The organism is Jiangella alba (assembly GCF_900106035.1).
Lineage (GTDB): Bacteria > Actinomycetota > Actinomycetes > Jiangellales > Jiangellaceae > Jiangella > Jiangella alba.
On sequence record NZ_FNUC01000004.1, the window covers coordinates 1528219 to 1554473 of the forward strand.

Annotated in this window: 25 protein-coding genes, 1 tRNA gene and 1 pseudogene; 22 read left to right on the forward strand and 5 right to left on the reverse strand. The window is 73.9% G+C overall.

Going from position 1 to position 26255, the window contains the following annotated elements; all coding sequences use genetic code 11:
* Window positions 1-37: 37 nt before the first annotated feature.
* From BLV02_RS24880 to BLV02_RS24890, 3 genes are read left to right on the forward strand one after another with little or no spacing between them, the layout of a single operon-like run.
* A complete protein-coding gene (locus BLV02_RS24880) occupies window positions 38-1507 on the forward strand; it encodes an aldehyde dehydrogenase family protein (protein ID WP_216093958.1) in 1470 nt (489 codons plus the stop codon).
* A 17-nt stretch (window positions 1508-1524) separates the two neighbouring features.
* A complete protein-coding gene (locus BLV02_RS24885) occupies window positions 1525-3270 on the forward strand; it encodes a thiamine pyrophosphate-binding protein (RefSeq protein WP_069109131.1) in 1746 nt (581 codons plus the stop codon).
* 10 nt (window positions 3271-3280) lie between these two features.
* Window positions 3281-4501 carry a serpin family protein gene (locus BLV02_RS24890; protein WP_069109130.1) on the forward strand — a complete coding sequence of 407 codons (1221 nt, stop codon included), beginning with the start codon at window positions 3281-3283 and terminating at the stop codon, window positions 4499-4501.
* A gap of 2 nt (window positions 4502-4503) precedes the next feature.
* Here the strand turns inward: BLV02_RS24890 and BLV02_RS24895 are convergent, their stop codons facing one another.
* A complete protein-coding gene (locus BLV02_RS24895) occupies window positions 4504-5169 on the reverse strand; it encodes a DedA family protein (RefSeq protein ID WP_069109129.1) in 666 nt (221 codons plus the stop codon).
* A 152-nt stretch (window positions 5170-5321) separates the two neighbouring features.
* Here BLV02_RS24895 and tmk point away from each other — a divergent pair, with 152 nt between their 5' ends.
* From tmk to BLV02_RS24930, 7 genes are all read left to right on the forward strand, one after another.
* Complete coding sequence (gene tmk / locus BLV02_RS24900; protein ID WP_069109128.1) at window positions 5322-5948, forward strand: dTMP kinase; 627 nt, start codon at window positions 5322-5324, stop codon at window positions 5946-5948.
* Window positions 5945-7102: a DNA polymerase III subunit delta' gene (locus BLV02_RS24905; RefSeq protein WP_069109127.1), complete on the forward strand. Its 1158-nt coding sequence runs from the start codon at window positions 5945-5947 to the stop codon at window positions 7100-7102. Before tmk ends, BLV02_RS24905 begins: the two co-directional genes overlap by 4 nt.
* Before the next feature lie 138 nt (window positions 7103-7240).
* Window positions 7241-8032, forward strand: coding sequence for a hypothetical protein (locus BLV02_RS24910; RefSeq protein ID WP_069109126.1), 792 nt, complete (start codon window positions 7241-7243; stop codon window positions 8030-8032).
* A gap of 15 nt (window positions 8033-8047) precedes the next feature.
* Window positions 8048-8941 (forward strand): PSP1 domain-containing protein, encoded by an 894-nt coding sequence (locus BLV02_RS24915; protein ID WP_083288200.1) that lies wholly within the window; start codon window positions 8048-8050, stop codon window positions 8939-8941.
* On the forward strand, window positions 8938-10536 hold the full coding sequence (locus BLV02_RS24920) for an alpha/beta hydrolase (protein WP_069109125.1): 1599 nt from the start codon (window positions 8938-8940) through the stop codon (window positions 10534-10536). Before BLV02_RS24915 ends, BLV02_RS24920 begins: the two co-directional genes overlap by 4 nt.
* Window positions 10537-10566: 30 nt before the next feature.
* Entirely contained in the window at window positions 10567-11796 is a 1230-nt protein-coding gene (locus BLV02_RS24925; protein ID WP_069109124.1) for a L,D-transpeptidase, read from the forward strand.
* Window positions 11797-11863: 67 nt separating this feature from the next.
* Window positions 11864-11939: transfer RNA gene (locus tag BLV02_RS24930), tRNA-Thr, on the forward strand.
* Between the two features lie 5 nt (window positions 11940-11944).
* Here the strand turns inward: BLV02_RS24930 and BLV02_RS24935 are convergent.
* A complete protein-coding gene (locus BLV02_RS24935) occupies window positions 11945-12367 on the reverse strand; it encodes a winged helix-turn-helix transcriptional regulator (protein ID WP_069109123.1) in 423 nt (140 codons plus the stop codon).
* Window positions 12368-12446: 79 nt separating this feature from the next.
* On the opposite strand from BLV02_RS24935, the gene BLV02_RS24940 reads away from it, so the two are divergent.
* Together BLV02_RS24940 and BLV02_RS24945 are read left to right on the forward strand one after the other, a co-directional pair.
* Window positions 12447-13289 carry an SDR family NAD(P)-dependent oxidoreductase gene (locus BLV02_RS24940; protein ID WP_069109122.1) on the forward strand — a complete coding sequence of 281 codons (843 nt, stop codon included), beginning with the start codon at window positions 12447-12449 and terminating at the stop codon, window positions 13287-13289.
* Between the two features lie 51 nt (window positions 13290-13340).
* Window positions 13341-13616, forward strand: a complete 276-nt coding sequence (locus BLV02_RS24945; RefSeq protein WP_069109121.1) for a helix-turn-helix transcriptional regulator — start codon at window positions 13341-13343, stop codon at window positions 13614-13616.
* Here BLV02_RS24945 and BLV02_RS24950 read toward each other — a convergent pair.
* Window positions 13613-16149, reverse strand: a pseudogene (locus BLV02_RS24950) (sensor histidine kinase). The gene BLV02_RS24945 and the pseudogene BLV02_RS24950 sit on opposite strands and share 4 nt — an antisense overlap.
* A gap of 33 nt (window positions 16150-16182) precedes the next feature.
* On the opposite strand from BLV02_RS24950, the gene BLV02_RS24955 reads away from it, so the two are divergent.
* The 8 genes from BLV02_RS24955 to BLV02_RS24990 all read left to right on the forward strand — a co-directional run bounded on the left by BLV02_RS24955 (window position 16183) and on the right by BLV02_RS24990 (window position 23082).
* Window positions 16183-16881, forward strand: coding sequence for a response regulator (locus BLV02_RS24955; protein ID WP_069109119.1), 699 nt, complete (start codon window positions 16183-16185; stop codon window positions 16879-16881).
* A gap of 75 nt (window positions 16882-16956) precedes the next feature.
* Window positions 16957-17403, forward strand: coding sequence for an SRPBCC domain-containing protein (locus BLV02_RS24960; RefSeq protein WP_069109118.1), 447 nt, complete (start codon window positions 16957-16959; stop codon window positions 17401-17403).
* A 305-nt stretch (window positions 17404-17708) separates the two neighbouring features.
* Window positions 17709-18209 (forward strand): ArsR/SmtB family transcription factor, encoded by a 501-nt coding sequence (locus BLV02_RS37285; protein ID WP_216093957.1) that lies wholly within the window; start codon window positions 17709-17711, stop codon window positions 18207-18209.
* Window positions 18210-18573: 364 nt separating this feature from the next.
* A complete protein-coding gene (locus BLV02_RS24970; protein ID WP_069109580.1) occupies window positions 18574-19488 on the forward strand; it encodes an SDR family oxidoreductase in 915 nt (304 codons plus the stop codon).
* A 9-nt stretch (window positions 19489-19497) separates the two neighbouring features.
* On the forward strand, window positions 19498-20475 hold the full coding sequence (locus tag BLV02_RS24975; protein ID WP_069109117.1) for a Gfo/Idh/MocA family protein: 978 nt from the start codon (window positions 19498-19500) through the stop codon (window positions 20473-20475).
* 54 nt (window positions 20476-20529) lie between these two features.
* Window positions 20530-21588 (forward strand): alpha/beta fold hydrolase, encoded by a 1059-nt coding sequence (locus tag BLV02_RS24980; protein WP_069109116.1) that lies wholly within the window; start codon window positions 20530-20532, stop codon window positions 21586-21588.
* On the forward strand, window positions 21585-22460 hold the full coding sequence (locus tag BLV02_RS24985) for an alpha/beta hydrolase (protein WP_069109115.1): 876 nt from the start codon (window positions 21585-21587) through the stop codon (window positions 22458-22460). The genes BLV02_RS24980 and BLV02_RS24985 overlap by 4 nt, the downstream gene beginning before the upstream one ends.
* Window positions 22461-22698: 238 nt before the next feature.
* A complete protein-coding gene (locus BLV02_RS24990) occupies window positions 22699-23082 on the forward strand; it encodes a GIY-YIG nuclease family protein (RefSeq protein ID WP_216093956.1) in 384 nt (127 codons plus the stop codon).
* On the opposite strand, the gene BLV02_RS24995 is transcribed toward BLV02_RS24990, so the two are convergent.
* Complete coding sequence (locus tag BLV02_RS24995; protein ID WP_069109114.1) at window positions 23007-23759, reverse strand: 3-hydroxybutyrate dehydrogenase; 753 nt, start codon at window positions 23757-23759, stop codon at window positions 23007-23009. The genes BLV02_RS24990 and BLV02_RS24995 overlap by 76 nt on opposite strands.
* A gap of 45 nt (window positions 23760-23804) precedes the next feature.
* Between BLV02_RS24995 and BLV02_RS25000 the strand changes: the two genes are divergently transcribed.
* On the forward strand, window positions 23805-24692 hold the full coding sequence (locus tag BLV02_RS25000) for a MarR family winged helix-turn-helix transcriptional regulator (RefSeq protein WP_069109113.1): 888 nt from the start codon (window positions 23805-23807) through the stop codon (window positions 24690-24692).
* 4 nt (window positions 24693-24696) lie between these two features.
* Entirely contained in the window at window positions 24697-25278 is a 582-nt protein-coding gene (locus BLV02_RS25005) for a DnaJ family domain-containing protein (protein WP_074946656.1), read from the forward strand.
* On the opposite strand, the gene BLV02_RS25010 is transcribed toward BLV02_RS25005, so the two are convergent.
* Window positions 25229-26221, reverse strand: a complete 993-nt coding sequence (locus tag BLV02_RS25010; protein WP_069109111.1) for a sigma-70 family RNA polymerase sigma factor — start codon at window positions 26219-26221, stop codon at window positions 25229-25231. The two genes, BLV02_RS25005 and BLV02_RS25010, sit on opposite strands and share 50 nt — an antisense overlap.
* Window positions 26222-26255: the final 34 nt, after the last annotated feature.

Genomic DNA, 26255 nt, shown 5'->3' on the forward strand with positions numbered 1-26255 from the left:
ATCTTGAATCTAATCCAGACGATCAGGGAGGCTGCGAGTGAGCCAGGCAGACGGACAGGTCTTCGACGACCCCTCCGCGCACGACTGGCGGCTGCTGAGCGCCGGCCGGTTGACGCCGGCGGCCGGCGACGCGCGGTACGACGTCGAGAACCCGGCCACGGGCGCGACGCTCGCCCGGGTGCCCGACGCCGGAGCCGCCGACGTCGCGGCCACGGTCCAGGCCGCCGACGACGCCGCGGCCGGCTGGGCCGGCACCGACGTGCGCGAGCGGGCCGCCGTCGTCCGGCGACTGGCCGACGTCCTCGACCAGCACGTCGAGGAGATCGCCCGGCTCGACTCCCTCGACGGCGGGTTCCCGCTGTGGATGATGCGCAAGGACATCGGCACCGCCGGCGACCGCATGCGCATGTTCGCCGACTGGGCGCTGCACCTGCGCGGCGAGACGATCCCGTCCAGCACCGGCAACGTCCACTTCACCGAGCGGGTGCCGTTCGGCGTGGTCGCGCGGATCATCGCCTACAACCACCCCGGCATGTTCGGCGCCTCCAAGATCGCCGCACCGCTGGTGGCCGGCAACACCGTCGTGCTCAAGCCGTCCGACCTCACCCCGCTGTCCGCGCTGCGGCTGGGCGAGCTGTGGGCCGAGCACGTCCCCGCCGGCGTGTTCTCCGTCGTCAGCGGCAGCGGCGTCGAGACCGGCGACGCGCTGGTGCGCCATCCCGCCGTGCGGCGCATCGCCTTCACCGGGAGCCCGCAGACCGGCCGGGCCATCCAGCGGGCCGCGGCCGAGTCGGGGGTCAAGGACGTCTCGCTGGAGCTCGGCGGCAAGAACGCCCTCGTGGTCTTCCCCGACGCCGACCTCGACGCCGTCGTCGAGGGCGCCGTCAAGGGCATGAACTTCGCCTTCGCGGGCCAGTCCTGCGGTTCCACGTCGCGCGTCCTGGTGCACGCCGACCTTGCCGCGGAGCTCGTCGACCGGCTGCGTCAGCGGCTGGAGAAGGTCGTCGCGGGCGCGCCGTTCGACGACGGCGTCACCATGGGCCCGCTCATCTCGGCCGCCCACCGCGACCGCGTCGCCGCGCACGTGCGGACGGCGCTCGACGACGGCGCCCGGCTGGTGTGCGGCGGCGACGCCCCCGCCGGCGGCGGCCACTACTATCCGGCGACCCTGCTCGACGGCGTCGAGCCGGACATGCGGGTGGCCCGCACCGAGATCTTCGGGCCGGTGATCTCCGTCCTGACGTTCCGCACCGAGCAGGAGGCCGTCGACGTCGCCAACGGCGTCGACTTCGGCCTGACCGCCAGCGTCTACACGCGCGACTTCGACCGCGCCCACCGGATGGCCCGCGCCATGCGGGCCGGCTACGTGTGGGTGAACGACACCTCCACCCACTTCATCGGCATGCCGTTCGGCGGGGTCAAGGAGTCCGGCGTCGGGCGCGAGGAGTCGATGGAGGAACTGCTCGGCTACACCCAGATCAAGTCCTACAACCTCGTGCTTCGCTGACCGGTCCGGGAGGGATCATGCAGTCTCGGCCGGAGTACGGCTCGGACGTCATCGTCGACCTGCTCGACGAACTGGGCATCGAGTTCGTGGCCTGCAATCCGGGCGCCACCTTCCGTGGCATCCACGACTCGCTGGTCAACTACCGGGCCGGCGTCCCGGAGATCATCGAGTGCACGCACGAGGAGATCTCGGTCGCCATCGCGCACGGCTACGCGAAGGCGGCCGGCCGCCCGATGGCCGCCGCCGTCCACGACGTCGTCGGCCTGCAGCACGCGACCATGGCGATCTACAACGCGTGGTGCGACCGCGCGCCCGTCCTGGTGCTCGGCGGCACCGGTCCGGTCGACGCCGCCCGGCGGCGGCCGTGGATCGACTGGATCCACACCGCGAACGTCCAGGCCACCCAGGTGCGCGACTACACCCGCTGGGACGACCAGCCGGCCTCGATCGAGGCGGTGCCCGAGTCGCTGGTGCGCGCGTACCAGCTGGCCACGGGGGCGCCGCCCGGGCCGGTCTACGTCTGCTTCGACTCCGACGTGCAGGAACAGCGGCTGCCGGACGGGTTCGCCTACCGGCCGGTCGCCGACTACGCCGCGCCGGGCCCCGTCGCGCCCGATCCGGCCGCCATCGAGCAGGTGGCCCGCTGGCTGCTGGAGGCCGAGGCGCCGGTCATCGCGGTCGAGACGGTGGACCGGTCGCAGCCGGCGCTCGACGCGCTGGTCGAGGTGGCCGAGCTGACCGGTGCGGCCGTGCTGGAGCCGTCGCGCGACTACGGCCGGCCCTCGCTCGGCTTCCCGTCGGCGCACCCGCTCAACGCCACCGGGCTGGCCGCGCAGCTGCCCGAGGCCGACGTCGTCGTCGCCCTGGAGGTGCGCGACCTCGCCGCCCTGCACGGGTTCCGGCCGCGTCCCGACGCCACCATCGCGATCACCGGCACCGCGCAGTTCGGCGCCAAGGCGTGGGCGGCGGACCTGCAACGCCTGCAGCACTGCCGGCTGTCGCTGCCCGCGTCGTCCTCGGCCACGGCGCTGGCGCTGCGCACCGCCGTGCGCACGCTGGTCGAGCGGGAGCCGGGGCTGGCGGCCGCGGCGCGCGACCGCGCCAAGCGGCTGGCCGAGCTGACCGGCGCGGCGCGGGAACGCTGGGCCGCGTTCGCCGCCGCCCAGGACGGCCCGGGTCCGGTGCACCCGGCGTGGCTGGCGCGCGAACTGCTGCGCGCCACGGCCGGCACGGACCCCGTCATCGCGAACGGGAACGCCTACGGCTACCTGCACCGGCTCTGGGACCTGCGCTCGGTCGATGACTACCTCGGCAGCTCCGGCGGCGCCGGGCTGGGCTACGGCATCGGCGCGGCCATCGGCGCCGGCCTGGCGCACCGCGACACCGGCCGGCTGGTCGTCGACATCCAGTCCGACGGCGACTTCATGATGACGCCGGGCGCGCTGTGGACCGCCGCGCACCACCAGGTCCCGATGCTGGTCGTCATGGACAACAACCGCGCGTTCAACAACTCGGTGATGCACGCCGACCGGATCGCCCGCGACCGTGACCGTGACCCGTCCAAGGCCGGCGTCGGCACGGCCATCGACGAGCCGGCCATCGACTTCGCCGACATGGCGCGGTCGATGGGGGTGACGGCGTTCGGCCCGTGCCGGACGGCCGCCGAGCTGCCCGAGCTGCTCGACGCCGCGGTCGCGACCGTCGTCGAGCAGCGGGTTCCGGTGCTGCTGGACGTCCTCACGAAGGTGCCGGAGCCCGACTAGGCTCGGCGGCATGAGCCTGCACGCCACCGAGGTCAACCAGCTCACCGCCGCCTGGCTGCGGCGCACCCAGGGCGCCGGCGTCCTCTCGGGCGCCGGGCTCTGGCCGCTGCTCGCCGTCCTGGCGGCGTCGGCCGACGAGCCCGGGCGGGCCGAGCTGGCCGCCGCCGTCGGGCTGTCCGCCGACGAGTCCATGGACGCCGCGCGCGACGTGCTGAAGGCGCTGGCCGACCTCGACGGCGTCGACGCCGCCCTCGGGCTGTGGGCGCAGCAGGCGGCGCAGGTCCGCCCGGAGTGGCGCGACACCCTGCCGTCCGGCACGTTCGGCGAGCTGACCGGTCAGGCCGGCGTCGACCAGCCGGTCCTCGACGCGTGGGCGAACGAGCGCACGCACGGGCTGATCGAGCGGTTCCCCGTCCAGGCCGGTCCGGAGCTCATGCTGACGCTCGCCACCGCGCTCGCGCTGCGCACCACCTGGCAGCGCAAGTTCTCCGACGAGTCGTGGCGGGTGTCCGAGGGCGCCTGGGCCGGGCGGCGGCTGGCCGGGCTCGAGCGCACCACGCCCGACGCCGATGACCTGCGCGTCGCCGACTCCGCCGCCGGCCCGCTGACGCTCACCCGGGTGGCCGGCGACAACGGCCTCGACGTCCACCTCGTGCTCGGCGAGGACGGCCGGGCCTCCGGCGACCTGTTGGCGGCCGCGGTCCCGCTGCTGGCCGGCGACGCCTCGGTGACGGGCGGCGCCACGCTGCTCGAGTCGGGCCAGGTCGAGCGCTGGCCGGGGGTGTCGACGGTGTCCGCGCAGCGTCCCGGTCTCGTGCTCAAGACCGCCCGGTTCACCGTCCGCTCGCTGCACGACCTGCTCGAGCAGGCCGACGTGTTCGGGCTGCGTGCGGTCAGCTCCGGCGACCGCGACCACTTCCCGGCCATCGGGCCGGTGCCGCTGCGGGTCGACCAAGCCCGCCAGGCCGCCGTCGCGATCTTCAGCGCCACCGGTTTCGAGGCCGCCGCCGTCACCGCCATCGGGCTGCGCGCGGTGTCCATGCCGGTGTACCGGGCCCAGGCGCTGGCCGTCAGCTACGACCGTCCGTTCGGCTTCCTCGCCGTGCACCGCGAGAGCGGGCTGGTGCTCTTCGCCGGCTGGGTCGACGCGCCGGAGGACTGGTCGGACGCGCCGAGGGCCGAGCGGCCCAGGGCCATGCGCGACCGCCTGCCACCGCCGTCGGCCGAGTGAGTTCACGCCACCAGCTCGGGGGTCCGTGACGGCGACGGCTCCTCGCATTCGGTGGCCTCGGCGGCACGGGCCCGTTCGCTCATGCGGCGGCGGGTGCGGACGATGGTGTGCGCGGCGCCGGCCCACACGCCCACCAGCACACCGACCGCCGCGCCGATGGCCACCTGCAGCCACAGCGGCGCGTCGGTGACAGAGCCGGTGACGTAGCCGAGCCCGACCGCCCAGCTGGACCACAGCAGCCCCGCGGCGAACGCGATGACGCCGAAGCGCCGCGGCCCCATGCCCGCCACGCCCGCCGCTGCCGACATGGTGGTGCGGCCGAGCGGGATGAACCGGGCCGCGATGATGGCCGCCGCGCTGGTCGAGCCCATGCGCTCGTGGGCCTGCTCGATCTTCGCCTTGAGCCGCCGGCCGGCGCGGAACCGTTCCAGCACACCGGGCAGCGCGCGCCGGCTCATGCCGTGCACCGCGAGGTCGCCCGTCAGCGCGCCGAGGGTGGCGGCGGCGATGGCCCAGCCGACGTTCAGGTGGCCGGCCGCGGCGAGCGCGCCGGCGGAGATGACCGCGACCTCTCCCGGCACGGCGGGCACGACCGCGTCGACGGCCACGAGCGCCGCCATGACGAGGTAGGCGAGCGCGGGTACGGCCACGAACGACAGCAGGTCCATGGACTCCACACTGGGTTCCTACCGGTGCCGGGGCAACGGTTGAGAACCGAACTCAGGGATCTCTCAGGGTCCGGGTCAGGGACGGTGGTGGGGGTATCCCCAGTCTCGGGGCGCGCACCCGCGTTGTCGGTGCCATTCACTAGGCTGACGGCGTGACCGGACCGCGAGGGCTGTTCGTCGCCTTCGAGGGCGGCGACGGCGTCGGCAAGACCACCCAGCAGGCGCTGCTGGCCGACCAGTTGCGCGCGCAGGGACGCGACGTCGTCGTCACCCGCGAGCCCGGCGACTCCCGCATCGGGCCGCAGGTGCGGGCCATCGTGCTCGACGGCGGCGAGCTCGACCCACGGGCCGAGGCGCTGCTGTTCGCCGCCGACCGCGCCGACCACGTCGCGCACGTCGTCCGGCCGGCGCTCGAGCGCGGCGCCGTCGTGCTGGTCGACCGCTACGTCGACTCCTCCATCACGTACCAGGGCGAGGGCCGCGGGCTGGGCCGCGAGCAGATCGCCGCCATCTCCCGGTTCGCCACCCGCGGCCTGCTGCCCCACCTCACCGTCGTCCTCGACCTCGACGAAGCCGCGCGGGCCGAGCGAGTGCGCCGGCAGGGCTACGTCGACCGCATCGAGCGCGAGCCCGACCACGTGCACGAGCGGGTCCGCCGGGCGTTCCTCGAGCTGGCCGCCGCCGAGCCGCACCGCTACGTCGTCGTCGACGCCGGCCGGGCGCCAGAGGAGGTGGCCGCGGATGTCGCCGTCGCGGTCGAGAAGGTGATGCGCGCATGACCGTCTGGGACGCTGTCGTCGGGCAGACCGTGGTGCCCTCCCTGCAACGCACCGTCGCCGACGCCGCCGGCTACCTCGAGGGCGGGCGGCGCGGCGCCATGACGCACGCCTGGCTGTTCACCGGCCCGCCCGGGTCCGGCCGCTCGGTCGTCGCGCGGGCGTTCGCGGCAGCGTTGCAGTGCCCCAACGGCGGCTGCGGCCAGTGCTCCGAGTGCGCCGACGTGCGTGCCGGCACCCATCCCGACGTCGCGTCGCTGGTCACCCAGGGCCTGAACATCCGCATCGCCCAGGTCCGCGACCTCGTGCCGCGCGCGGCGCTGCGCCCGGCCCGCGGCCGCTGGCAGGTCGTCGTCGTCGAAGACGCCGACCGCCTCGGCGAGGACGCCGCCGACGCGCTGCTGCTGTCGGTCGAGGAGCCGCCCGAGCGCACCGTGTGGATGCTGTGCGCGCCCACGGCCGAAGACATCGTGCCGACCATCCGGTCGCGCTGCCGGGTCGTGCTGCTGCGCACCCCGCCGTACGCCGACGTCGCCCAGCACCTCGTCGCCAGCGCGGGCGTCGAGCAGGAGCTGGCCGAGTTCGCCGCCCGCGCCTCGCAGGGCCACGTCGGCCGGGCCCGCGCGCTGGCCACCGACGCCGAGGTCCGCGCCCGCCGCGCCGAGGTGCTGCGGCTGCCGTTCGACCTCGCCGACATCCGGCAGTGCCTCGACGCCGCCGCCAACCTCGTCGCGGCCGCGAAGGCCGACGCCGAGAAGCACTGCGACGCCCTCGACGAACGCGAGGTCGACGAGCTGCGCAAGGCGCTCGGCGCCGGCACCACCGGCCGCAAGCCGCGCAACATCGAGGCCGCGGTGAAAGACCTCGAGCGCGAGCAGAAGCTGCGTCGCACTCGCGTCCAGCGCGACTCCATCGACCGCGCCCTGGTCGACGTCCTCGCGCTCTACCGCGACGTCATGATGCTGCAGCTGGGTGTGCGCACCGAGCTGGTCAACGAAGAGATGCGCCCGTCCATCGACCGCCTGGCCCGCTCCGGCGGCCCGTCGGCCACGCTGCGCCGCATGGAGGCGGTGGTCGCGGCCCGCGAGGCGCTGCAGGCCAACGCGCTGCCGTTGCTGCAGCTCGAGGCCATGGCGCTGGCCCTGCGAGAGGGCTGAACGACAAGGCGCGGGTCCTCGCGAGGAGGGCCGGGCTCCAGGTGGGCGGCGTCGGGCCACCGGGTGGAGTCGATGAGCCGCTCCGACTCAAGGGTGGCTGCGCAGCCGAAGCTGGCACGACACGGTTAGGGTCGTCCGGTGACGACTGACACCGCCGGCCCCTGGGAGATCGTCGACGCGCTCACGTCGTGGGCGCGGCGCACGCCGTGGTGCGACTGGGTCGAGCTGGCCGGGTCGCTCGGCCGCGGCGCCGGCGACGAGTTGTCCGACGTCGACGCCGGGCTCGGCGTGCTGCTCGACGGCGCCACGTACGACGACCGGCGCGACGCCGCGCTGGCCGCGGCCCGCGGGTACGCCGTCGTCGCGGGCGAGCTCATCCAGCACCTCGGCAGCCCCGAGCGGCCGGCCGACCACCTCGTCCTCCAGTACGCCGACGGCCGGCAGCTCAGCCTCGTCGTCATGGCCGCCGACAGCCGGCCCGGGCTGGCGGCGGGGTCGCAGGCGGTGTTCGACCGGTCCGGCCGGCTGGCCGCGCCGTTCGCCCCGCCCGCTCTGAACGCCGGCCACGAGCAGCGCCGCGAGTGGGCCTTCCTCGGCTGGTGGGGGCTGGCCGACGTCGCCAAGCACGCCGGCCGCGGCCGGGTCTGGCGGGCCATCGAGTCGCTGCACGAGGTGCGCACGTACGTCTGGCAGCTGCACGGCGCCGAGCTGGGCGTCGACTACCCCGGGTTCGGCGCGGTGAGCGTCCAGAACGCCGACCTCCCCGAACCGGCCGGGTTGGCCGCCACGCTGCCGTCCGCCGCCGAACCCGCCGCCGTCCTCGCGGCGGCCCGCGCCCTGGGCCACGTGCTCGAGCCGCTGGCCGCGCCACACGCCGTCGACGGTGTGCGGGCCGAGGCGCTGCGCCGGCTCGGGCCCGCGACACCGTAGGGTGGACGCGTGGGCATGGTGATGGCAGTGGCCTTCACCCGGTACGGGAGGCTCTACTACCTCGATCCGGGTGAGCACACCCCGCGCGTCGGCGACAAGGTCCTCGTCCCCACCGACGACGGACCCGAGGTCGCCGAGTGCGTGTGGGCGCCGCAGTGGGTCAGCGACGACATCGGTGGCCTGCCCGTGTGCGAGGGCCCGGCCACTGAGAAGCACCTGCAGCGCGAAGAGCGCAACCGGCGCCGCCGGGCCGAGATCCGCGTCGCCGCGCGCCGGCTGATCAAGCACCACGAGCTGCCGATGAAGATCGTCGGCGTCGACTACGTCGACACCCGTCCCGACGTCGACCAGCTCGTCACCATCTACTTCAGCGCGCCGCACCGGGTCGACTTCCGCGAGCTGGTCCGCGACCTCGCCCGCACCCTGCGGGCCCGCATCGACCTCCGTCAGCTCGGCGCCCGCGACGAAGCCCGCGTGCAGGGCGGCATCGGGCCGTGCGGCCGCGACACCTGCTGCTCGACGTTCCTCACCGACTTCGAGCCGGTCAGCGTGCGCATGGCCAAGGACCAGGACCTCCCGCTGAACCCGTTGAAGATCTCCGGCGCGTGCGGCCGGCTGATGTGCTGCCTGAAGTACGAGCACCCGCTCTACCAGGACTTCAAGCGCAGCGTGCCGACCGTCGGCTGCGACGTCACCACCGACGACGGCGTCGAGGGCACCGTCGTCGCGTACAACGTGCCGTCCGAGACGGTGTACGTCCGCGACCGCGAGACCGGCCGGCGGGTCGCCTGCCCGAAGGCCAGCGTGTGCGGGTCGCGGCAGGCCTACGAGGGCGCGGTCGCGCAGGGCGCCCGGCGCACCCCCGACATCGAGGACGACGCGTACGAGGACGACGGAGAGAACCTGTGACACTGCGTGCCCTGGCCACACTGGCGTTCGCCGCCGTCGTGGCCGTCGCGGGCTGCTCGGCCGAACCGGAGGAGCGTGACGGCCGGCCGGCGGACGTGCCGGACCGGTCGACGCCGGCGGCCGACGCCACCGCGGGCATCGACCCCGCGCTGGCGCCGTTCTACACGCAGGAGCTCGAGTGGCGCGACTGCGGCGAGGGCCACCAGTGCTCCACCGCGACCGTCCCCATCGACTACGCCGACCCCGGTGGCGACACCATCGAGCTGGCGCTGCTGCGGGCGCCGGCCACGGGCGACGACCGCCTCGGCTCGCTGCTGGTCAACCCGGGTGGACCGGGCGCGTCCGGGGTCGAGTACGCGCAGCTGGCCGGGTCCGTCGTCACCGAGCAGGTGCGCGAGCGCTACGACATCGTCGGCTTCGACCCGCGCGGCGTGGCCGGCTCCAGCCCCGTCGACTGCATCGACGACGCCGAGCTCGACGACTACCTCGCCGCCGACCCGACCCCTGACGACGACGCCGAGATCGCCGACATGGAAGAGTCGATCCGCGACCTCGCCGCGGGCTGCCAGGCCCGCTCCGGCGAGCTGGTCCCGCACATCGGCACCGCCGACGTCGCCCGCGACCTCGACGTCCTGCGCGCGGCGCTGGGCGACGAGAAGCTGAACTACCTGGGCAAGTCGTACGGGACGTTCATCGGCGCCCTCTACGCCGACCAGTTCCCCGACCGCGTCGGCCGGCTGGTGCTCGACGGCGCCATCGACCCCACGCTGACCGGCGACGACCTCGGCCTCGGCCAGGCGCGCGGCTTCGAGCGGGCGCTGTCGGCGTTCCTCACCTGGTGCTTCGCCCGGGACGACTGCGCGGTCGGCTCGTCCGAGGACGAAGCCCGCGCCACGCTGGCGGGGCTGCTGCGCCAGGCCGACGAAGAGCCGCTGGCCACCGACGACGACAACCGGCCGCTGACCGAGTCGCTGGCGTTCTACGGGATCATCCTGCCGCTGTACCTCACCGCCGACGAAGGCTACGAGCCGCTGAACGAGGCGCTCGACCTCGCGCTGACCGAGGACGACGGCACGCTGCTCATGACGTTCGCCGACCTCTACCTCGAGCGCAACAGCGACGGCACGTACAACGGCAACGCCAACGAGGTCATCAGCCTGGTGAACTGCATGGACCACCCCGAGTCGGCCACCGCCGACGAAGCGAAGGCGGGGCTGGCCGAGTTCACGGCGGCGTCCGAGGTGTTCGGCCCGTTCCTCGCCTGGGGCGGGCTGGGCTGCGCCGCGCTCGCCGACGGCCTCGACGACGCCGGCGCCGACCCCACCGCCTCGCCCACGGCCGAGCCGGCGCCGCACCCGCCGGTCACCGCGCCGGGCGCCGACCCGATCCTCGTCATCGGCACCACCGGCGACCCCGCCACGCCGTACGAGTGGGCCGAGGCGCTGGCTGAGCAGCTGTCGTCCGGCACGCTGCTCACCTACGACTCCACCGTGCACACCGCCTACCTCGCCGGCAGCGACTGCATCGACGCCGCGGTCGACACCTACCTGCTGGACGGCACGGTGCCCGACGACGGCACCAGCTGCGCTTCGTGAATCGGGGTGGAGTATGCGGATAATGGAACGATGCGCCTGCGTCCGACGCTCCACCGGGTCGCGCTCGTCCTGAGCGCGGCGGTGCTGCTGACCGCGTGCAGCGGCTCCGACGACTCCGGGTCCGGCGGCGCCACCGCCCAGGCCGAGGGTCCCAAGGCACAGCGGATCCCGCTGCAGCTCGACGGCATCACCGACGAGGTGGCGTTCGGCACGCCGCTGCAGTTCACCGTCCCCAACGGCCACATAGACTCCGTCGAGGTCGCACCCGAGGGCGGTGAACCGGTCGACGGCCAGGTCGGCGACGACGGCAGCAGCTGGGCCAGCGCGGCGCCGCTCGAGCCCGGCGCCTCGTACGCCGTCACGGTGGTCGCGTCCGACCGCCTCGGCATGGAGCACACGCTCACCGACGCGTTCGCCGTCGGCGCCGTGCCCGACGGCGACCGCCTCACGCTGAGCATGCAGCCCGCCGACGGCTCCGTCGTCGGCGTGGGCGCGCCGGTCACCGTCCGGTTCGACCAGGAGGTCACCGAGCGCGAGAACGTCGAGCAGGCCCTGCACATCGCGTCGAACCCGCAGGTCGAGGGGTCGTGGCACTGGGTGAGCTCGCAGGAGGTGCACTTCCGGCCCAAGGAGTACTGGCCGTCCGGCACCCAGGTGCGGGTCGACCTCGACCTCAACGGTGTCCAGGCCGGCGACGACCTCTGGGGCGGGCGCGCCTACGACCTCGACTTCACCGTCGGCAAGTCCCAGGTCGCCGCCGTCGACGCCGCCACCCACTCCGTCACCTACAGCGTCGACGGCGCCGCCGTCGCCACCTGGGACACCAGCCTCGGCGCGCCCGAGTTCGCCACCCGCAACGGCACCTACATCGTGCTGGAGAAGTTCGAGACGCGGCAGATGACGTCGTGCAACGCGAACATCACCTGCGATCCCGGCGATCCCAACTACTACGACCTCGAGGTGCCCAACTCCGTCCGCCTCACCTGGAGCGGCACGTTCGTCCACTCGGCGTCGTGGTCCGAGGGGTCACAGGGCTCGGCCAACGTGTCGCACGGCTGCATCAACCTCAGCCAGGCCAACGGCGCCACGTTCTTCCAGCTCGCGCAGTACGGCGACATCGTCACCGTCGCCAACTCCACCCGTGGCCCGGAAGACCTCCTCGAGCGCGGCGACCCCGGCATGGCCGACTGGAACCTCGGCTGGGACCAGCTCGTGGCCGACTCCGCCCTCGGCGCGCCCATCACCACCGACGCGCTCTGAGCCCGATTGGGTTCCAGAGCGGTCGACGCCCTATACTCGTGCACCGTGCCCGGTTCGCCGGGCACGCGCCGCCTTAGCTCAGTCGGTAGAGCGATTCACTCGTAATGAATAGGTCGTCGGTTCGATTCCGACAGGCGGCTCCACCACCTCATTCCGGCCGGTCAGGCCCCGCGCCCGCGGCCAGTCGGGCGCGCGCGATCTCGTCGCGGTGCCCCACGGCCCAGTCGGCGACAGCGGAGAGCGGAACGAGCAGCGACTCGCCCAGCGGGGTGAGGCTGTACTCCACCCCCGGCGGCACGGTCGGGAACACCTCCCGGCGCACCAGGCCGTCGTCCTCCAGAGCGCGCAGGGTCCGGGTCAGCATGCGCTGGCTGATGCCCTGGATGCCGCGGTGCAACTCGTTGAACCGGTAGGGGCGGCGGCCGAGCAGGACGACCACCAGCACGGTCCACTTGTCGCCGATGCGGCGGAGCACGTCGGTGACGGGGCACTGCTCGTGCTCGTCCGCCGGCACCGGGGTGGGCAGCGGTGCTGCGACCACCGAGGGCACACCGGTGTGCGTATCGGACATCGAAGTGCCTTCTTCCGTGAGCGGCTGTGGTTACCGATGATGCTCGTACTTACTGTTTGATACCACCCACGGAGCGTTCATGGATTCGCGCACCATCGTGATCAGCGGCGGCACCGACGGCATGGGCCGGGCGCTCGCCCTGCGCCGGCTGGCCAAGGGCGACCACGTGATCGCCGTCGGCAGCAACGCGGAGAAGGGCGCCCGGCTGGTCGCCGACGCCGCCGTCCGCGGGCGGGCCGAGTTCGTCCGCGCCGACCTCACCACCGTCGCGGGCACCCGGTCCGTCATCCGCGCGATCGAGGCGTCCACCGACGTCGTCGACGCCCTGGTGCTGTGCGCGAACCGGGTGCGGCCGGGACGGGTCGAGACCGCGGAGGGATTCGAGAGCACCTTCGCCCTCTACTACCTGAGCCGGTACCTGCTCAGTCACGGGCTCACCCCGGCGCTGGAGCAGAGCACGTCCCCCGTCGTCGTCAACGTCGCCGGAGTCGGCACCCGCAAGGGCGCGATCCACTGGGACGACCTGCAGCTGACCCGGCGCTACCGTGCGGTGGCCGCGCAGCTGCAAGCCGGTCGCGCCAACGACCTGCTCGGCGTCGGCTACGCCGCCCAGCACGGTGGCCGCGTGCCGTACGTCCTCTACCACCCGGGCTTCACCCGCAGCGGCGACCTCTCCACGCTGCCGCGGCCCACCCGCACCGCGATCCGGGTGGCGGCCCGGCTGTTCGCCCGGCCGGTCGAGGCCGCGGTGGCGCCGATCGACAGGTTCATCGACGCGCCGCCGCCGGCGCCGCTGACCGCCGTCGATCGCGACCGGCATCTGCCCCTCACCCTGCCGACGCTCGACCCGGACCGGGCCGGTCGGCTGGCTGAGCGAACCGCGGCGCTGCTCGATCACCTCGACGGCGTGCGCGGGCGCTGACGAGTCCGGCAATCCACGCCAACCGCGCGCGTGCAGGCAAACTTTGGCTGGATGATCCCCAAGCGGTCGGATGTGCGGGTGGTGGACAGCCGGGCTCCCGAGTACCAGCGGCTCTATGCCACGCTGAAGCAGCTTCGGGTCGAGCGCAACCTCACCCAGACCCAGCTCGGTGAGCGCATCGGGCTCACCCAGCGGAAGGTGTCGCTGTTCGAGTCGGGCGACCGGCGCATCGACGTGATCGAGCTGATCCGCTACGCCCGTGGCCTCGACCTGGACCTCACCGACGTGCTCGACCGCGCGGAGATCGACCACACGCGGCCGGCCTAGCCCCGACGCGGATCCTCGTCCTCGGCCGGGATGGCCAGCAGCATGGTGAGGCCGCCGTCGGGGGTGGTCTCGGGATCAGGGTGCCGCCCATCGCCTCGGTGAGGCCGCGCGAGAGCGCCAGTCCGAGCCCGACGCCGGCGCCGCTGTCGCCGAGCCGCTGGAACGGGACGAACACGCGGTCGCGCTGGTCCTCGGGGATGCCCGGGCCGTGGTCGACGATCCGCAGTTCGACGACGGTGTCGTCCTCGCGCGCGGTGATGGTCGGAGGGCGGTCCGGCGGGCTGAACCGCAGCGCGTTGCCGACGACGTTCACCAGCACCCGTTCCAGCAGCGCTGGGTCGGCATCGAGGCGCGGAAGGTCGGCGGGGAGGTCGACGCTCACCCGGCGGCCCGGTTCGCCCAGCTCGGTGAGGGCACGGGCGATGCTGCCGGCCGCCTCCGTCGGGCGCAACGTCACGCCGAGCACGCCGGCCTGCAGGCGGCTGAGGTCGAGCAGGTTGGTGATCAGCTCGGTCAGCCGGTCCAGCGACTCGTCCGCCGTCGCCAGCAGTTCGGCCTCGTCGTCGGCGTCGAACCGGACCTCGTCGCTGCGCAGGCTGGTGACGGCGGCCTTGGCGGCGGCGAGCGGGGTGCGCAGGTCGTGACCGACGGTCGCCAGCAGCGCCGTGCGCATGCGATCGGCCTCGGCGATGGAGCCGGCCGACGCCGCCTCGCGGGCCAGGCGTTCCTGCCGGAGCGCCAGCACGGCCTGGGCGGCGAACGCCTCGATCACGCGACGATCCTCGGCCGGCAGCGCGGGGCCGCGCAGCGCCAGCGCGAGCGCGTCGTCGATCGGCACCTCGACGTCGGCCTCGGCCGGGGTCAGCGACGGCCGCTCGCCGACGCACGCGACCACCGACCAGGCGGACGGGTTCTCCTGCGTGCCCGGCAGCCGCGTCGCGCCGGCGGAGCGCTCCAGCAGCGTCACCGACGTCAGCCCGTACGTCTCCAGCAGCCGCTCCAGCAGCCCGATCAGCGGCCGCGGGTTGCCGACCATGCTGCTCGCGACGGTCGCCAGGTTCTGCGCGTCGGCACTGGCCCGGGCCGCCTCGCGGGTGCGCCGGGCCGCGGTGTCGACGACGATGCTCACCGACGCCGCGACCAGCAGGAACACCGCCAGCGCGATGATGTTCTCGGGCCGGTTGACGTCGAACGAGTGGATCGGCTCGGTGAAGAACCAGTTCAGCAGCAGGAATCCGCCCACGGCCGCCAGCAGCGCCGGCCACATGCCGCCGGCCAGCGCGGCCGCGATGACCATCGCCAGCAGTAACAGCTCGCCCGTCGCCAGCGACACGTCGTTCTCGGGCAGACGCACCCCGAGAACGATCAGCGGCACCCCCACCAGCGCCAGCACGAACCCGGCGATTCGCCGGCGCCGCGACAGCGGGCTGCCGAGCGCGGCGGTCCGGCCGCGGCCGGCCTGCTGGTGCGGGACGAGGTGGACGTCCATCGAACCGGCCCGCGACATCGTCGTGAGCGCGACGCCGCGGGAGAACAGCTGCGCCAGCCGGCCGCGGCGGCTCGCGCCCAGCACCAGTTGGGTGGCGTTGACGCCGCGCGCGAACTCGATCAGCGCCGCCGGGATGTCCTCGCCGAGCACCTGGTGGTAGGTGCCGCCGAGCGACTCGACCAGCAGCCGCTGCCGGGCCAGCAGCGTCGGGTCGGCGCCGACCAGCCCGTCACTCGGCATGACGTGCACGGCCATGAGGTCCGCGCCCCTGCCGCGCGCGGCGATGCGGGCGGCCCGGCGGATCAGCGTCTCACCCTCCGCCCCGCCGGTCAGTGCGACGACGACGCGTTCGCGCGCCTCCCACGTGTCGTCGATGTGGTGGTCGGCGCGGTAGCGGTCCAGCTGGTCGTCGACCTTGTCGGCCAGCCAGAGCAGCGCGAGCTCGCGCAGCGCCGTCAGGTTGCCGACCCGGAAGTAGTTGCCCAGCGCCGCGTCGACCTTCTCCCGCGCGTACACGTTGCCGTGCACCATCCGGCGGCGCAGCGCCTCCGGCGTCATGTCGACCAGCTCGACCTGGTCGGCCCGGCGCACCACCTCGTCCGGGACGGTCTCGCGCTGTGGCACCCCGGTGATGCGCTCGACGACGTCGTTCAACGACTCGAGGTGCTGGATGTTCACCGTCGACAGCACCGTGATGCCGGCGTCGAGCAGCTCCTCGATGTCCTGCCAGCGCTTCGCGTGCCGGGACCCGGGCACGTTGCTGTGCGCGAGCTCGTCGACGAGGGCGACCTCCGGCCGGCGTCGCAGCACGGCGTCGAGGTCCATCTCCTGGAACTCGGCGCCACGGTAGGTCACCGTGCGCCGCGGGAGCTCGTCAAGACCGGCCAGCAGGTCCGCCGTCCGGGCCCGGCCGTGTGCCTCGACCACCCCCACGACGACGTCGGTGCCGCGGGCCAGCCGCCGGTGCGCCTCCTCGAGCATGGCGTACGTCTTGCCCACGCCGGGTGCGGCGCCCAGGTAGATCCGCAGCTGACCGCGTCCCATACCTCCAGTGTGCCTGCGGCTACGATCGGCTGCATGGAGTCGGCCGGCCGGGTGCTCGTCGTCGATGACGACGCCGGCATCCGCAAGACCCTCGCCCTCAACCTCAAGGCCCGGGGCTACACCGCCGATCTCGCCGGCACCGGCGAGCAGGCCCTGCAACTGGCCGCCCGGCACCACCCCGACGCCGTCATCCTCGACCTCGGGCTGCCCAGCATGGACGGCCTCGACGTCGTGCGCGGCATCCGCGGCTGGTCGTCGGTGCCCATCGTCGTGCTGTCCGGACGGGGGACCGAGGCGGCCAAGGTCGAGGCGCTCGACCTCGGCGCCGACGACTACGTCACCAAGCCGTTCGGCATGGACGAGCTGTTCGCCCGCCTGCGCGCCGCCACCCGGCGCGCCGTCCTGCCCGACGGCGACGCGGTGGTCTCGACGCCCGACTTCGTCATCGACTTCGCCGCGAAGCGGGTCGTCCGCGACGGCGCCGCCGTCCGGCTGACGCCGCGGCAGTGGCACATCGTCGAGGTGCTGGTGCGGCACAGCGGGCGGCTGGTGACGTACGAGCAGCTGCTGCGGGAGGTCTGGGGTCCGGCTTACGGCACCGAGACGAACTACCTGCGGGTGTTCATGACGCAGATCCGGCAGCGGCTGGAGCCCGAGCCGTCGACGCCGCGCTACTTCATCACCGAGCCGGGGCTGGGATACCGCTTCCAGCTGCCCGAGGACGTCCTGTAACCGTTTGGTTGCGATGCGCCTCGTCCATGTGTCACCATGTGGTGACAGGTGGTTGGATGCTCGGGAGGTGAGGCCGTGTCAGGCGAGGTCATTCGCGAAGTGGACATCGCGGCGCCGGTGGAACGGGTCTGGGAGCTCGTCACCCGTCCGGAGCACGTGCGGGTCTGGTGGGCGTTCGACGGCGCGACCATCGACCTGCGGCCGGGCGGCGCCATCGTCCACCACTGGAACGAGCACGGCACGTATCGCGGCATCATCGAGAAGGTCGAGCCGCCGTACCGCCTGACGTACTGGTACGCCACCGCGCCCGACGCGGCGCCGGTGCCGGGCCGTCAGACGCACGTCGCCGTCGAGCTCTGGGCGACGGCCGAAGGCGGCACGACGGTGCGGGTCACCGAGAGCGGGTTCGGCGACCTCACCCTCACCGATGACGAGCGAGACTCCCACATCGTGGCGACGGAGAACGGCTGGGGCGGCGGGTTGGAGACGCTGTCCGACCTCGCCCGGAAGCAGGAGGTGTGACGCCCGGCCCAGCGGGCCCCGTGGACGCCACTGGCCGCTCGCCGGCCGGACGTTCGCGGCCTGCGGCGCCGCGGCCGTTGCCGCTCGATGGTGCGGCGCGCGGCGGTGCGCCCGACGGTGGCGCGGTCGGCAGCGGTGCGGCCTACGGTGACGCGGCGGGCGGTGGCGCGGCGGGCGGTGGCGCGGCCTACGGTGGTGCGGCCTACGGTGGTGCGGTTGGCGGTGGTGCGGCTGACGGTGGCCCAGCGGGAGGCGGCGCAGTGGAGGGCGGCGCGGCGGACGCTGGCCCAGCGCGAGGCGGCGCAGTGGAGGGCGGCGCGGCGGACGCTGGCCCGGCGCGAGGCGGCGCCGCTGGCGGCGGTCGCGGCGGCCTGGGGCCGGACCGCTGGGCGACGGCCGGTGAGCCGCTTGCCGTCGGCCGGGTGCATGGTGCCGCCCTGCCCACTGGCGAGGATCCGCCCGTCGCGGTGTTCGCGGCGCTGGCCGATCCCATGCGCTGGCGCCTCCTCGCGCTCCTCGCCGACCACGAGCACAGTGCGTCCGCGCTGGCCCGCCAGTTGCCGATCAGCCGCCCCGGCGTGCTCAAACACCTCGCCGTCCTCGAGCGGGGTGACCTGGTCCAGAAGCATCGGGCCGGCCGCGAGGTCCGCTACGGCGTCCGACCGGAGCGGCTCGCCGACACCGCGCGCTGGATCGAGGCCACCGCCACCGCCTGGGACCACCGCCTCGACGCGCTCCGGCGGCTGGCCGAAGGTGACGCCGGATCCACAGGGCCCGGAGCCGGGTCCGTCGTGCCCGATGTCTAGCCGCCGTCGGACGTGACGATGTGGGCGTCGCTGAGCGTGCCGATGGGCACGCTGGCCGGGCGTGGGTCGGCGCGGTGGCCGCGTCGTCGTCACGGTGCCGGGACGCTCGGGTGCCTCGCGATCTCCCGTGTGCACGCTGGCGGGCCCACCGATCGTTCGTTGACGCCCGGGAAATCGGCGCACGCGCCGGCGACCGGCGGATAGGCCCCGTTTCCGGGGCGCGAGCGCCGGTTTCCGGGGCGCCAGCCGGTTTCCGGGGCACCAAGTCCTGGCCTGCCCTCACGTCCCAGGCCCGCAGTCGAACCGGAGACCACACCCGAATCCTTGACAGGCCGTGTCAGTGACCACCGCGCACCATCGCCTCATGGAGACAACGCTGCAAGGCAAGGTCGCGCTCGTCGCCGGGGCGTCGCGCGGCGCGGGGCGGGGGATCGCCGTCGAGCTGGGGGCGGCCGGGGCGACGGTGTACTGCACGGCGCGGACGACCCGGGCACAGCGGTCCGAGCAGAACCTGCCCGAGACCATCGAGGAGACCGCCGAGTTGGTCACGGCGGCCGGCGGCACCGGCATCCCGGTGCAGGTCGACCACCTGGTGCCGGAGCAGGTCGAGGCGCTGGTCGGCCGCATCGACGCGGAGCAGGGGCGGCTGGACGTGCTGGTCAACGACATCTGGGGCGGCGAGCTGTTGTTCTCCTGGGACGAGCCACTGTGGGAGCACTCGCTGGAGAAAGGCCTGAAGATCCTCCGGCTCGCCATCGACACCCACATCATCACCAGCCACTTCGCGCTGCCGCTGCTGATCCGCACGAAGGGCGGGCTGGTGGTCGAGATGACGGACGGGACGGCCGACTACAACGCGGCGAACTACCGGGTGTCGTTCTTCTACGATCTCGCGAAGTCGTCGGTGCTGCGCATGGCGTTCGGGCAGGCGAAGGAGCTCGCGCCGCATCAGGCGACGGCGGTGGCGCTGACGCCGGGCTGGCTGCGCTCGGAGCTCATGCTGAGCCACTTCGGCGTGACGGAGGACACCTGGCGCGACGCGTTGGAGGCGGAGCCGCACTTCGCGATCTCCGAGACGCCGCGCTACGTCGGGCGGGCGGTCGCGGCGCTGGCCGCCGACCCGGAGGTCGCGCGGTGGAACGGGCAGTCGCTGTCCAGCGGCCAGCTGGCCCAGGTCTATGGTTTCTCTGACCTCGACGGCAGCCGCCCCGACGCCTGGCGGTACCTGGTGGAGGTGCAGGACGCCGGCAAGCCCGCCGACGTCACGGGCTATCGGTAGGGGAGAAGCATGACGCGCACCCGCTGGGGCATCATCGGCACCGGCGGCATCGCGGCCGCGTTCGCCCGCGACCTCCAGGTGGTCGACGACGCCGAGGTGGTGGCGGTCGGGTCGCGCAGCGACGAGAGCGCGAGCGACTTCGCCGGCCGGCTCGACGTCGCGCGGTCGTACGGCTCGTACGAGAAGCTGGTCGACGACCCCGACGTCGACGTCGTGTATGTCGCGACCCCGCAGACGGCGCACGCGGCGAACGTCCGGCTCGCGCTCGAGGCCGGCAAGCCGGTGCTGTGCGAGAAGCCGTTCACCGTCAACGCCGCCGAGGCCCGCGACCTCGTCGAGCTGGCGCGCGAGCGCGGGCTGTTCCTGATGGAGGCGATGTGGACGCGGTTCCTGCCGCACTTCCGCCGCATCGACGAACTGCTGCGGGCCGGCGCGCTCGGTGAGATCACGACGGTCGTCGCCGACCACGGGCAGGCCATCCCGGCCGACCCAGGTCACCGCCTGCAGCGGGCCGACCTCGCAGGCGGCGCCCTGCTCGATCTCGGCATCTACCCGGTGTCGCTCGCGTCGTACGTCCTCGGCCGCCCCGACGGCGTCAGCGCGGCGGGCACGCTGTCGGCCCGCGGCGTCGACGCGCAGACGTCGGCCGTGTTCACGTACGCGAGCGGCGCCCACGCCGTCGTCACGACCACGCTGCGGGCGCGGACGGCCAACCGCGCCGTCATCACCGGCACCGAGGCGCGCATCGAGATCGACGACGTCTGGTACGCGCCGACGTCGTTCTCGCTGCTGCGCCCGGGCGCGGAGCCGGAGCGGTTCGAGCCCGCGACGGGCGGCGGCCTGCGTCACCAGGCCGTCGAGGTCGGCCGGCTGCTGCGCGACGGGGCGACGGAGAGCGACGTCATGCCGCTGGACGAGACGGTGGCGATCATGGCGACGCTGGACGAGATCCGCCGGCAGATCGGGTTGCGCTTTCCCACCGAGTAACGGCCCCCGCGCGTTCCGGCCCCGGGTAGGGCATCATCCTCTGAGGAGGGGGCCATGACATCGATGCTCATGCCGGGCGTGACGGAGATCCGCCACCCGACGCCGCGGCTCGCCGTCAACACACTCACGGTGGCCGGCCGCGACACCGGTGAACCGGTCGTGTTCGTCCACGGCAACGTGTCGTCCAGCGTGTTCTGGCAGCCGGCGATGCTCCGGCTGCCGAACCGGTTCCGCCCGATCGCGGCCGACCTGCGCGGCTTCGGCGGCACCGAGACCCTGCCGGTCGACGCGACCCGCGGCGTGCGCGACTACGCCGACGACGTCGCCGGGTTGCTCGACCTGCTCGGGCTCGACGGCGTGCACCTGGTCGGCTGGAGCATGGGCGGCGCCGTCGTGCTGCAGCTGCTGCTCGACGCGCCGGCGCGGTACCGCTCGGTCACGCTGGTGAACCCGGTGTCGCCGTACGGCTTCGGCGGCACCCGCGGTGCAGACGGCGCGCTGGCCGACCCGTCGGCGGCGGGCTCCGGCGGCGGCGCCGCCAACCCTGAGTTCGTGGCCCGGCTGCGCGACGGCGACCGCGGCGACGACGGCGCGCTGTCGCCCCGGCAGGTCATGCTGTCGTCGTACGTGAAGCCGCCGTTCGTGCCCGAGCACGCCGACGCCTACGTCGAGTCGATGCTGACGACGGCCGTCGGCGACGACCACTATCCCGGCGACGCCGTCGCCACCGACGTCTGGCCGGGGGTCGGGCCGGGCACCCGCGGCGTGCTCAACACCATGGCGCCGACGCACCTGCGGCTGGACGGGCTCGACGCGATCGACCCGAAGCCGCCGATCCGCTGGATCCGCGGCTCCGACGACGTCATCGTCTCCGACACCTCGCTGTTCGACCTCGCGTACCTCGGCGCCATCGGCGCGGTGCCGGGCTGGCCGGGCGACGACGTCGCGCCGCCGCAGCCGATGGTCGCGCAGACCCGCGCCGTCCTCGACGCCTACCGCGCGTCCGGCGGCGTCAGCACCGAGACCGTCCTCGACGGCACCGCGCACAGCCCGCACGTCGAGAAACCGGACGACTTCGTCGCGGCTCTGGTCAGCGGGTTGGACGGGCCATGACGCTGGGGGTCGCGGTCGACGGGGGGACGCTCGCGGTCCACGAGCTGGGGCGCGGTGCGGCCGGCGCTCCCGTCGTCATGGCGTTGCACGGCATCACCGCCAACGCGCTCGCCTTCGGCGCCGTCGCGCAGGCACTGAACGGCGAGGTCCGGCTGCTCGCGCCCGACCTGCGCGGCCGCGCCGACAGCCGGTCGGTGCGCGGGCCGTGGGGGCTGGCCGCGCACGCCGCTGACGTCGTCGCCGTGCTCGACGCCGCGCGGGTCGAGTCGGCCGTGCTGCTGGGTCACTCGATGGGCGCCTACGTGGCGGCGCTGACGGCCTACCTGTACCCGTCGCGGGTGTCGTCGCTGGTCCTGATCGACGGCGGGGTCGGGTTCCCGGCGCCCGACGGCGACATCGATGCCGCTCTGGAGCAGGTGATCGGCCCGGCGATGCGGCGGCTCACGATGAGCTTCCCCGACGACGACGCGTACCTGGACTTCTGGCGCGAGCATCCGGCCGTCGGCCCGGCCCTGGCCGCGTCGTACGGCGACCTGCTGACGGCGTACCTGCGGCACGACCTCGTGGGCGCCGGTGGCGACCGCCGCTCGTCCTGCGTGCTCGACGCGGTGCGGGCCGACGGCGCCGACGTGCTGGCCGACCCGCTCGTCCTGCGGTCGCTGCGCGACGGCACCGTCCCGGCGACGCTGCTGTACGCCGCGCGGGGGCTGATGGACGAGCCGCAGGGCCTGCTCGACGCTGACCGCATCGCGGCGGCCGGCCTGCCCCCGACCGTCCGCGTCATCCCCGCCGGCGGCGTCAATCACTACACCGTCCTGTTCGAACCCCAGGCGGTCCGGCTGATCGCCTACGCCGTCGGCACGTCGGTCTAGGACCTGTTCTCATGGGCCTCGGTCCCGGCCGACCTCTGGCCGCTGCTGGCGCCGGAGCGGTTGTACTCGCGCGACGACGTGCTCGCACGGCCTTCGCCGGCGCCACGGGTGCCGGGCGTCTACGCCTGGTACTTCGACGGTGCCGCCCGGCGTTCCGGCGAACGGCTGTCATGTCCTCGGATCCGAGCTGTTGCTCTACGCGGGCGTGTCGCCGAGCCGTCCGGGGAGCAGAGGGACGTTGCGCGCACGCCTCAGGACGCACTTTCGCGGCAACGCCTCCGGCTCGACGTTCCGGCTCACCCTCGGCTCGCTCTTGGCCGAGACGATCGGCCTCCGGCTGCGGCGGGTCGGCCGCACCGGCCGCCTGACGTTCAGCGACGGTGAGTGGGTGCTCTCGGAGTGGATGGCGCGGCATGCCCGCGTCTGCTGGCTGCCGACGGCGTCGCCTTGGCTGCTGGAGAGCGAGCTGATCGGCCGCCTCGCGCTGCCGCTCGACCTCGATCAGAACCAGGGCGGCGCGTTCCACGCGGCCCTGTCCCCGCAGCGTCAGCGGGCCGACCAGCCGCCGTCGAGGACGAGGTCGGTGCCGGTGATCGACTGGGCCGCCGGACTGGCGAGGTAGGCGACGGCCTCGGCGACCTCGCCGGGCTCGATGAGGCGCTTGATCGCCTCGTTGGCCAGCAGGATCTCGCTGACGACGCGGTCCTCGGGCAGGCCGTGCACCCGGGCCTGGTCGGCGATCTGCGCCTCGACCAGCGGCGTGCGGACGTAGCCGGGGTTGACGCAGTTGGAGGTGACGCCGTGCGCGGCGCCCTCGAGCGCCGTCACCTTGGACAGCCCTTCGAGGCCGTGCTTCGCGGTGACGTAGGCCGACTTGAACGCGCTGGCGCGCAGGCCGTGCGCGCTGGACACGTTGACGACGCGGCCCCAGCCGCGCGCGTACATGCCCGGCAGCGCGGCCCGGATGAGCAGGAACGGCGCCTCGAGCATGAGCCGCAGCATGAACGCGAACCGATCCGGCGGGAACTCCTCCAGCCGGGCGACGTGCTGGATGCCGGCGTTGTTGACGAGGACGTCGACGTCCAGCCGGGTGGTCGCGAGGGTGGCGGTGTCGGCGAGGTCGACCTGCCACGGCTCGCCGCCGCACTCACCGGCCACGGACGCCGCGCGCTCGCCGTCGATGTCGGCGACGATGACGTGGGCGCCGGCCGCGCCCAGCCGCCGGGCCACCGCCGCGCCGATGCCGCTGCCGCCACCGGTGACCAGCGCCCGCCGTCCGTCCAGATCGAGTTCGGCCATGGCGGGACTCTATGCCCACGAAGATTCTCTGACTAGAGTCAGAGAATGGACGAGACCATGGTCGCGCAGGTGCGGCGGTTCAACCGGGTGGTCACGCAGCAGGTCGGCGCGCTGAACGACCACTTCCTGGCCCGCGACCGGCCGCTGGGTGAGTCGCGGCTGTTGTGGGAGATCGGCGACGGGCGCGACGTGCGGTCGCTGCGCGCGGCGCTCGATCTCGACTCCGGCTACGTCAGCCGGCTGCTGCGCTCGCTGGAGGCGGCCGGTCTGGTGACGACGGAGCGCGGCGCGGAGGATCGGCGGGTGACGCTGGCCCGGCTCACGCCGGCGGGCCGGGCCGAGAAGCGGCTGCTGGACGAGCGTAGCGACGACCTCGCCACGCAGTTGCTCGACGCGCTCGACGGGCGGCAGCGCGACCGGCTGGTCGCGGCGATGGCCGACGTGGAGCGGCTGCTGACGGCGGCCACCGTGCGGTTCGCGGTGACCGACCCGGACGACCCGGTCGCCCAGCACTGCCTGCGCGCCTACGCGGCCGAGCTGGACGTCCGGTTCGACGGCGGGTTCTCCCTCGACCGCGGTATCCGCGCCGATGCCGCCGACCTGCGCCCGCCGGCCGGGCTGCTCCTGGTCGCCATGCTGCACACGACGCCGGTGGGGTGCGGCGTGCTGTTGTTCCACGGCGCCGGGCCCGCGCACCTGAAGCGCATGTGGGTCGACGCGTCCGCCCGCGGGCTCGGTCTGGGCCGCCGGCTGCTGGCCGAGCTGGAGCGGCACGCCGCCGAGGCTGGCGCGCCCGCCGTGCGGCTGGAGACCAACGCGGCGCTGACGGAGGCCATCGCGCTCTACCGGTCCGCCGGGTACGCCGAGGTGCCCGCGTTCAACGCCGAGCCGTACGCCCACCACTGGTTCGAGAAGCCGCTCCTGCGACAATAGGGTCATGGCGGAACGCAAACCGCCCGGCATGGGTTTCGAATCGTGGATCGACAAGCAGGTCCGCGAGGCGCAGGAGCGCGGCGAGTTCGACGACCTCCCGCTCTCCGGCAAACCGCTGCCGCCCTCTCGTCCGGGCGACGAGTACAGCTGGATCCGCGAGAAGCTGGCCCGCGAGGGCGAGTCCACCGACGTCCTGCTGCCGACGCCGCTGCTGCTGCGCAAAGAGCTGGAGAAGCTGCCCGAGACGCTCCGCGACGTCCGGTCCGAGCAGGCCGTCCGCGACGTCGTCCACGACCTCAACGAGCGCGTCAAGCAGTGGCTGCGGGCGCCGTCGGGCCCGAACATCCCGGTCGCGCTGGCCGACCCCGACACCGTCGTGGCCGAGTGGCGCGCCGCGCGGGCCCAGCGCATGGCCGCCGAGCAGCAGGTGCGAGCTGAGCGCGCCGCCGAGGCCGCGCGGGTGGCGGCCGAGGAGCGGGCCGCCGCCGAGGAGATCCGCCGCAACCGCGGCAACCCGCTCAGCCCCTACACCTGGCTCACCTGGTGGCGCCGCCAGCTCGGACGGCGGGCAGACCGAACGCCCTGACCACCTCGGGGTCCAGGAACACCGTCAGCCGGTCGATCCGCTCACCGGCCACCGTCAGCACCACCAGCCCGTGCGCCCGGTACCCGCCGTCGGGGCCGGGCTTGTACATCGCGTGCGCCGGTTGCCCGTTGGCCCGGGTCGGCAGCGTCAGCATGCCGCCGGGTGCGTGCAGCCGCGGCGCCAGGAACCGGCCGATCGCGTCGGCCCCGCGGAACCAGGTGGCGTGCGGCGGCATCTCCAGCACCGCGTCGTGCGCCAGCAGCCGGACCAGCCCGTCGATGTCGGCACGCTCGAACGCGACCAGGTACCGGTCGAGCAGGTCGCGCTGCCGCGCGTCGGACGGCTCCGGCCCGACGCCGTCGATGCTCAGCTCGGCCAGTTGCGCCCGGGCCCGCCGCAGCGCGCTGTTGACCGCCGTCGTCGTGGTGTCCAGCAGCCGCGCCACCTCGGCGGCCCGCCAGCGCAGCACGTCGCGCAGGATCAGCACCGCACGCTGCCGCGCCGGCAGGTACTGCAGCGCCGCGACCAGCGCCAGCCGGGTGCTCTCGCGGCCGACGGCGATCGCGGCGGGATCGCCGGCCAGCGGGTCGGCGAGGGTGTCCGGGAACGGCTCGAGCCACGGCACGTCGGTGAGCGGCGGCGCCAGCGGGGCGTCCGGGTCGCCGCTGGGGCCGGCCAGTCCCGACGGCAACGCGCGGCGGCCGCGGGTCTCCAGTGCGCGCAGGCAGGCCCGGGTCGCGATGGTGTAGAGCCAGGTCCGCAGCGACGACCGGCCCTCGAACCCGTCGTAGCCGCGCCATGCCCGCAGGTAGGTCTCCTGGACGGTGTCCTCGGCGTCGTGCAGTGAGCCGAGCATGCGGTAGCAGTGCGCCAGCAGTTCCCGGCGGTACGGGTCGGCCTGCCGGGCGAACTCGTCGGCCCGCGCCTCGGACGTCACGGTCATGGATCCTCCTCCTTGGAGTGCCCTCTCTCCAGTA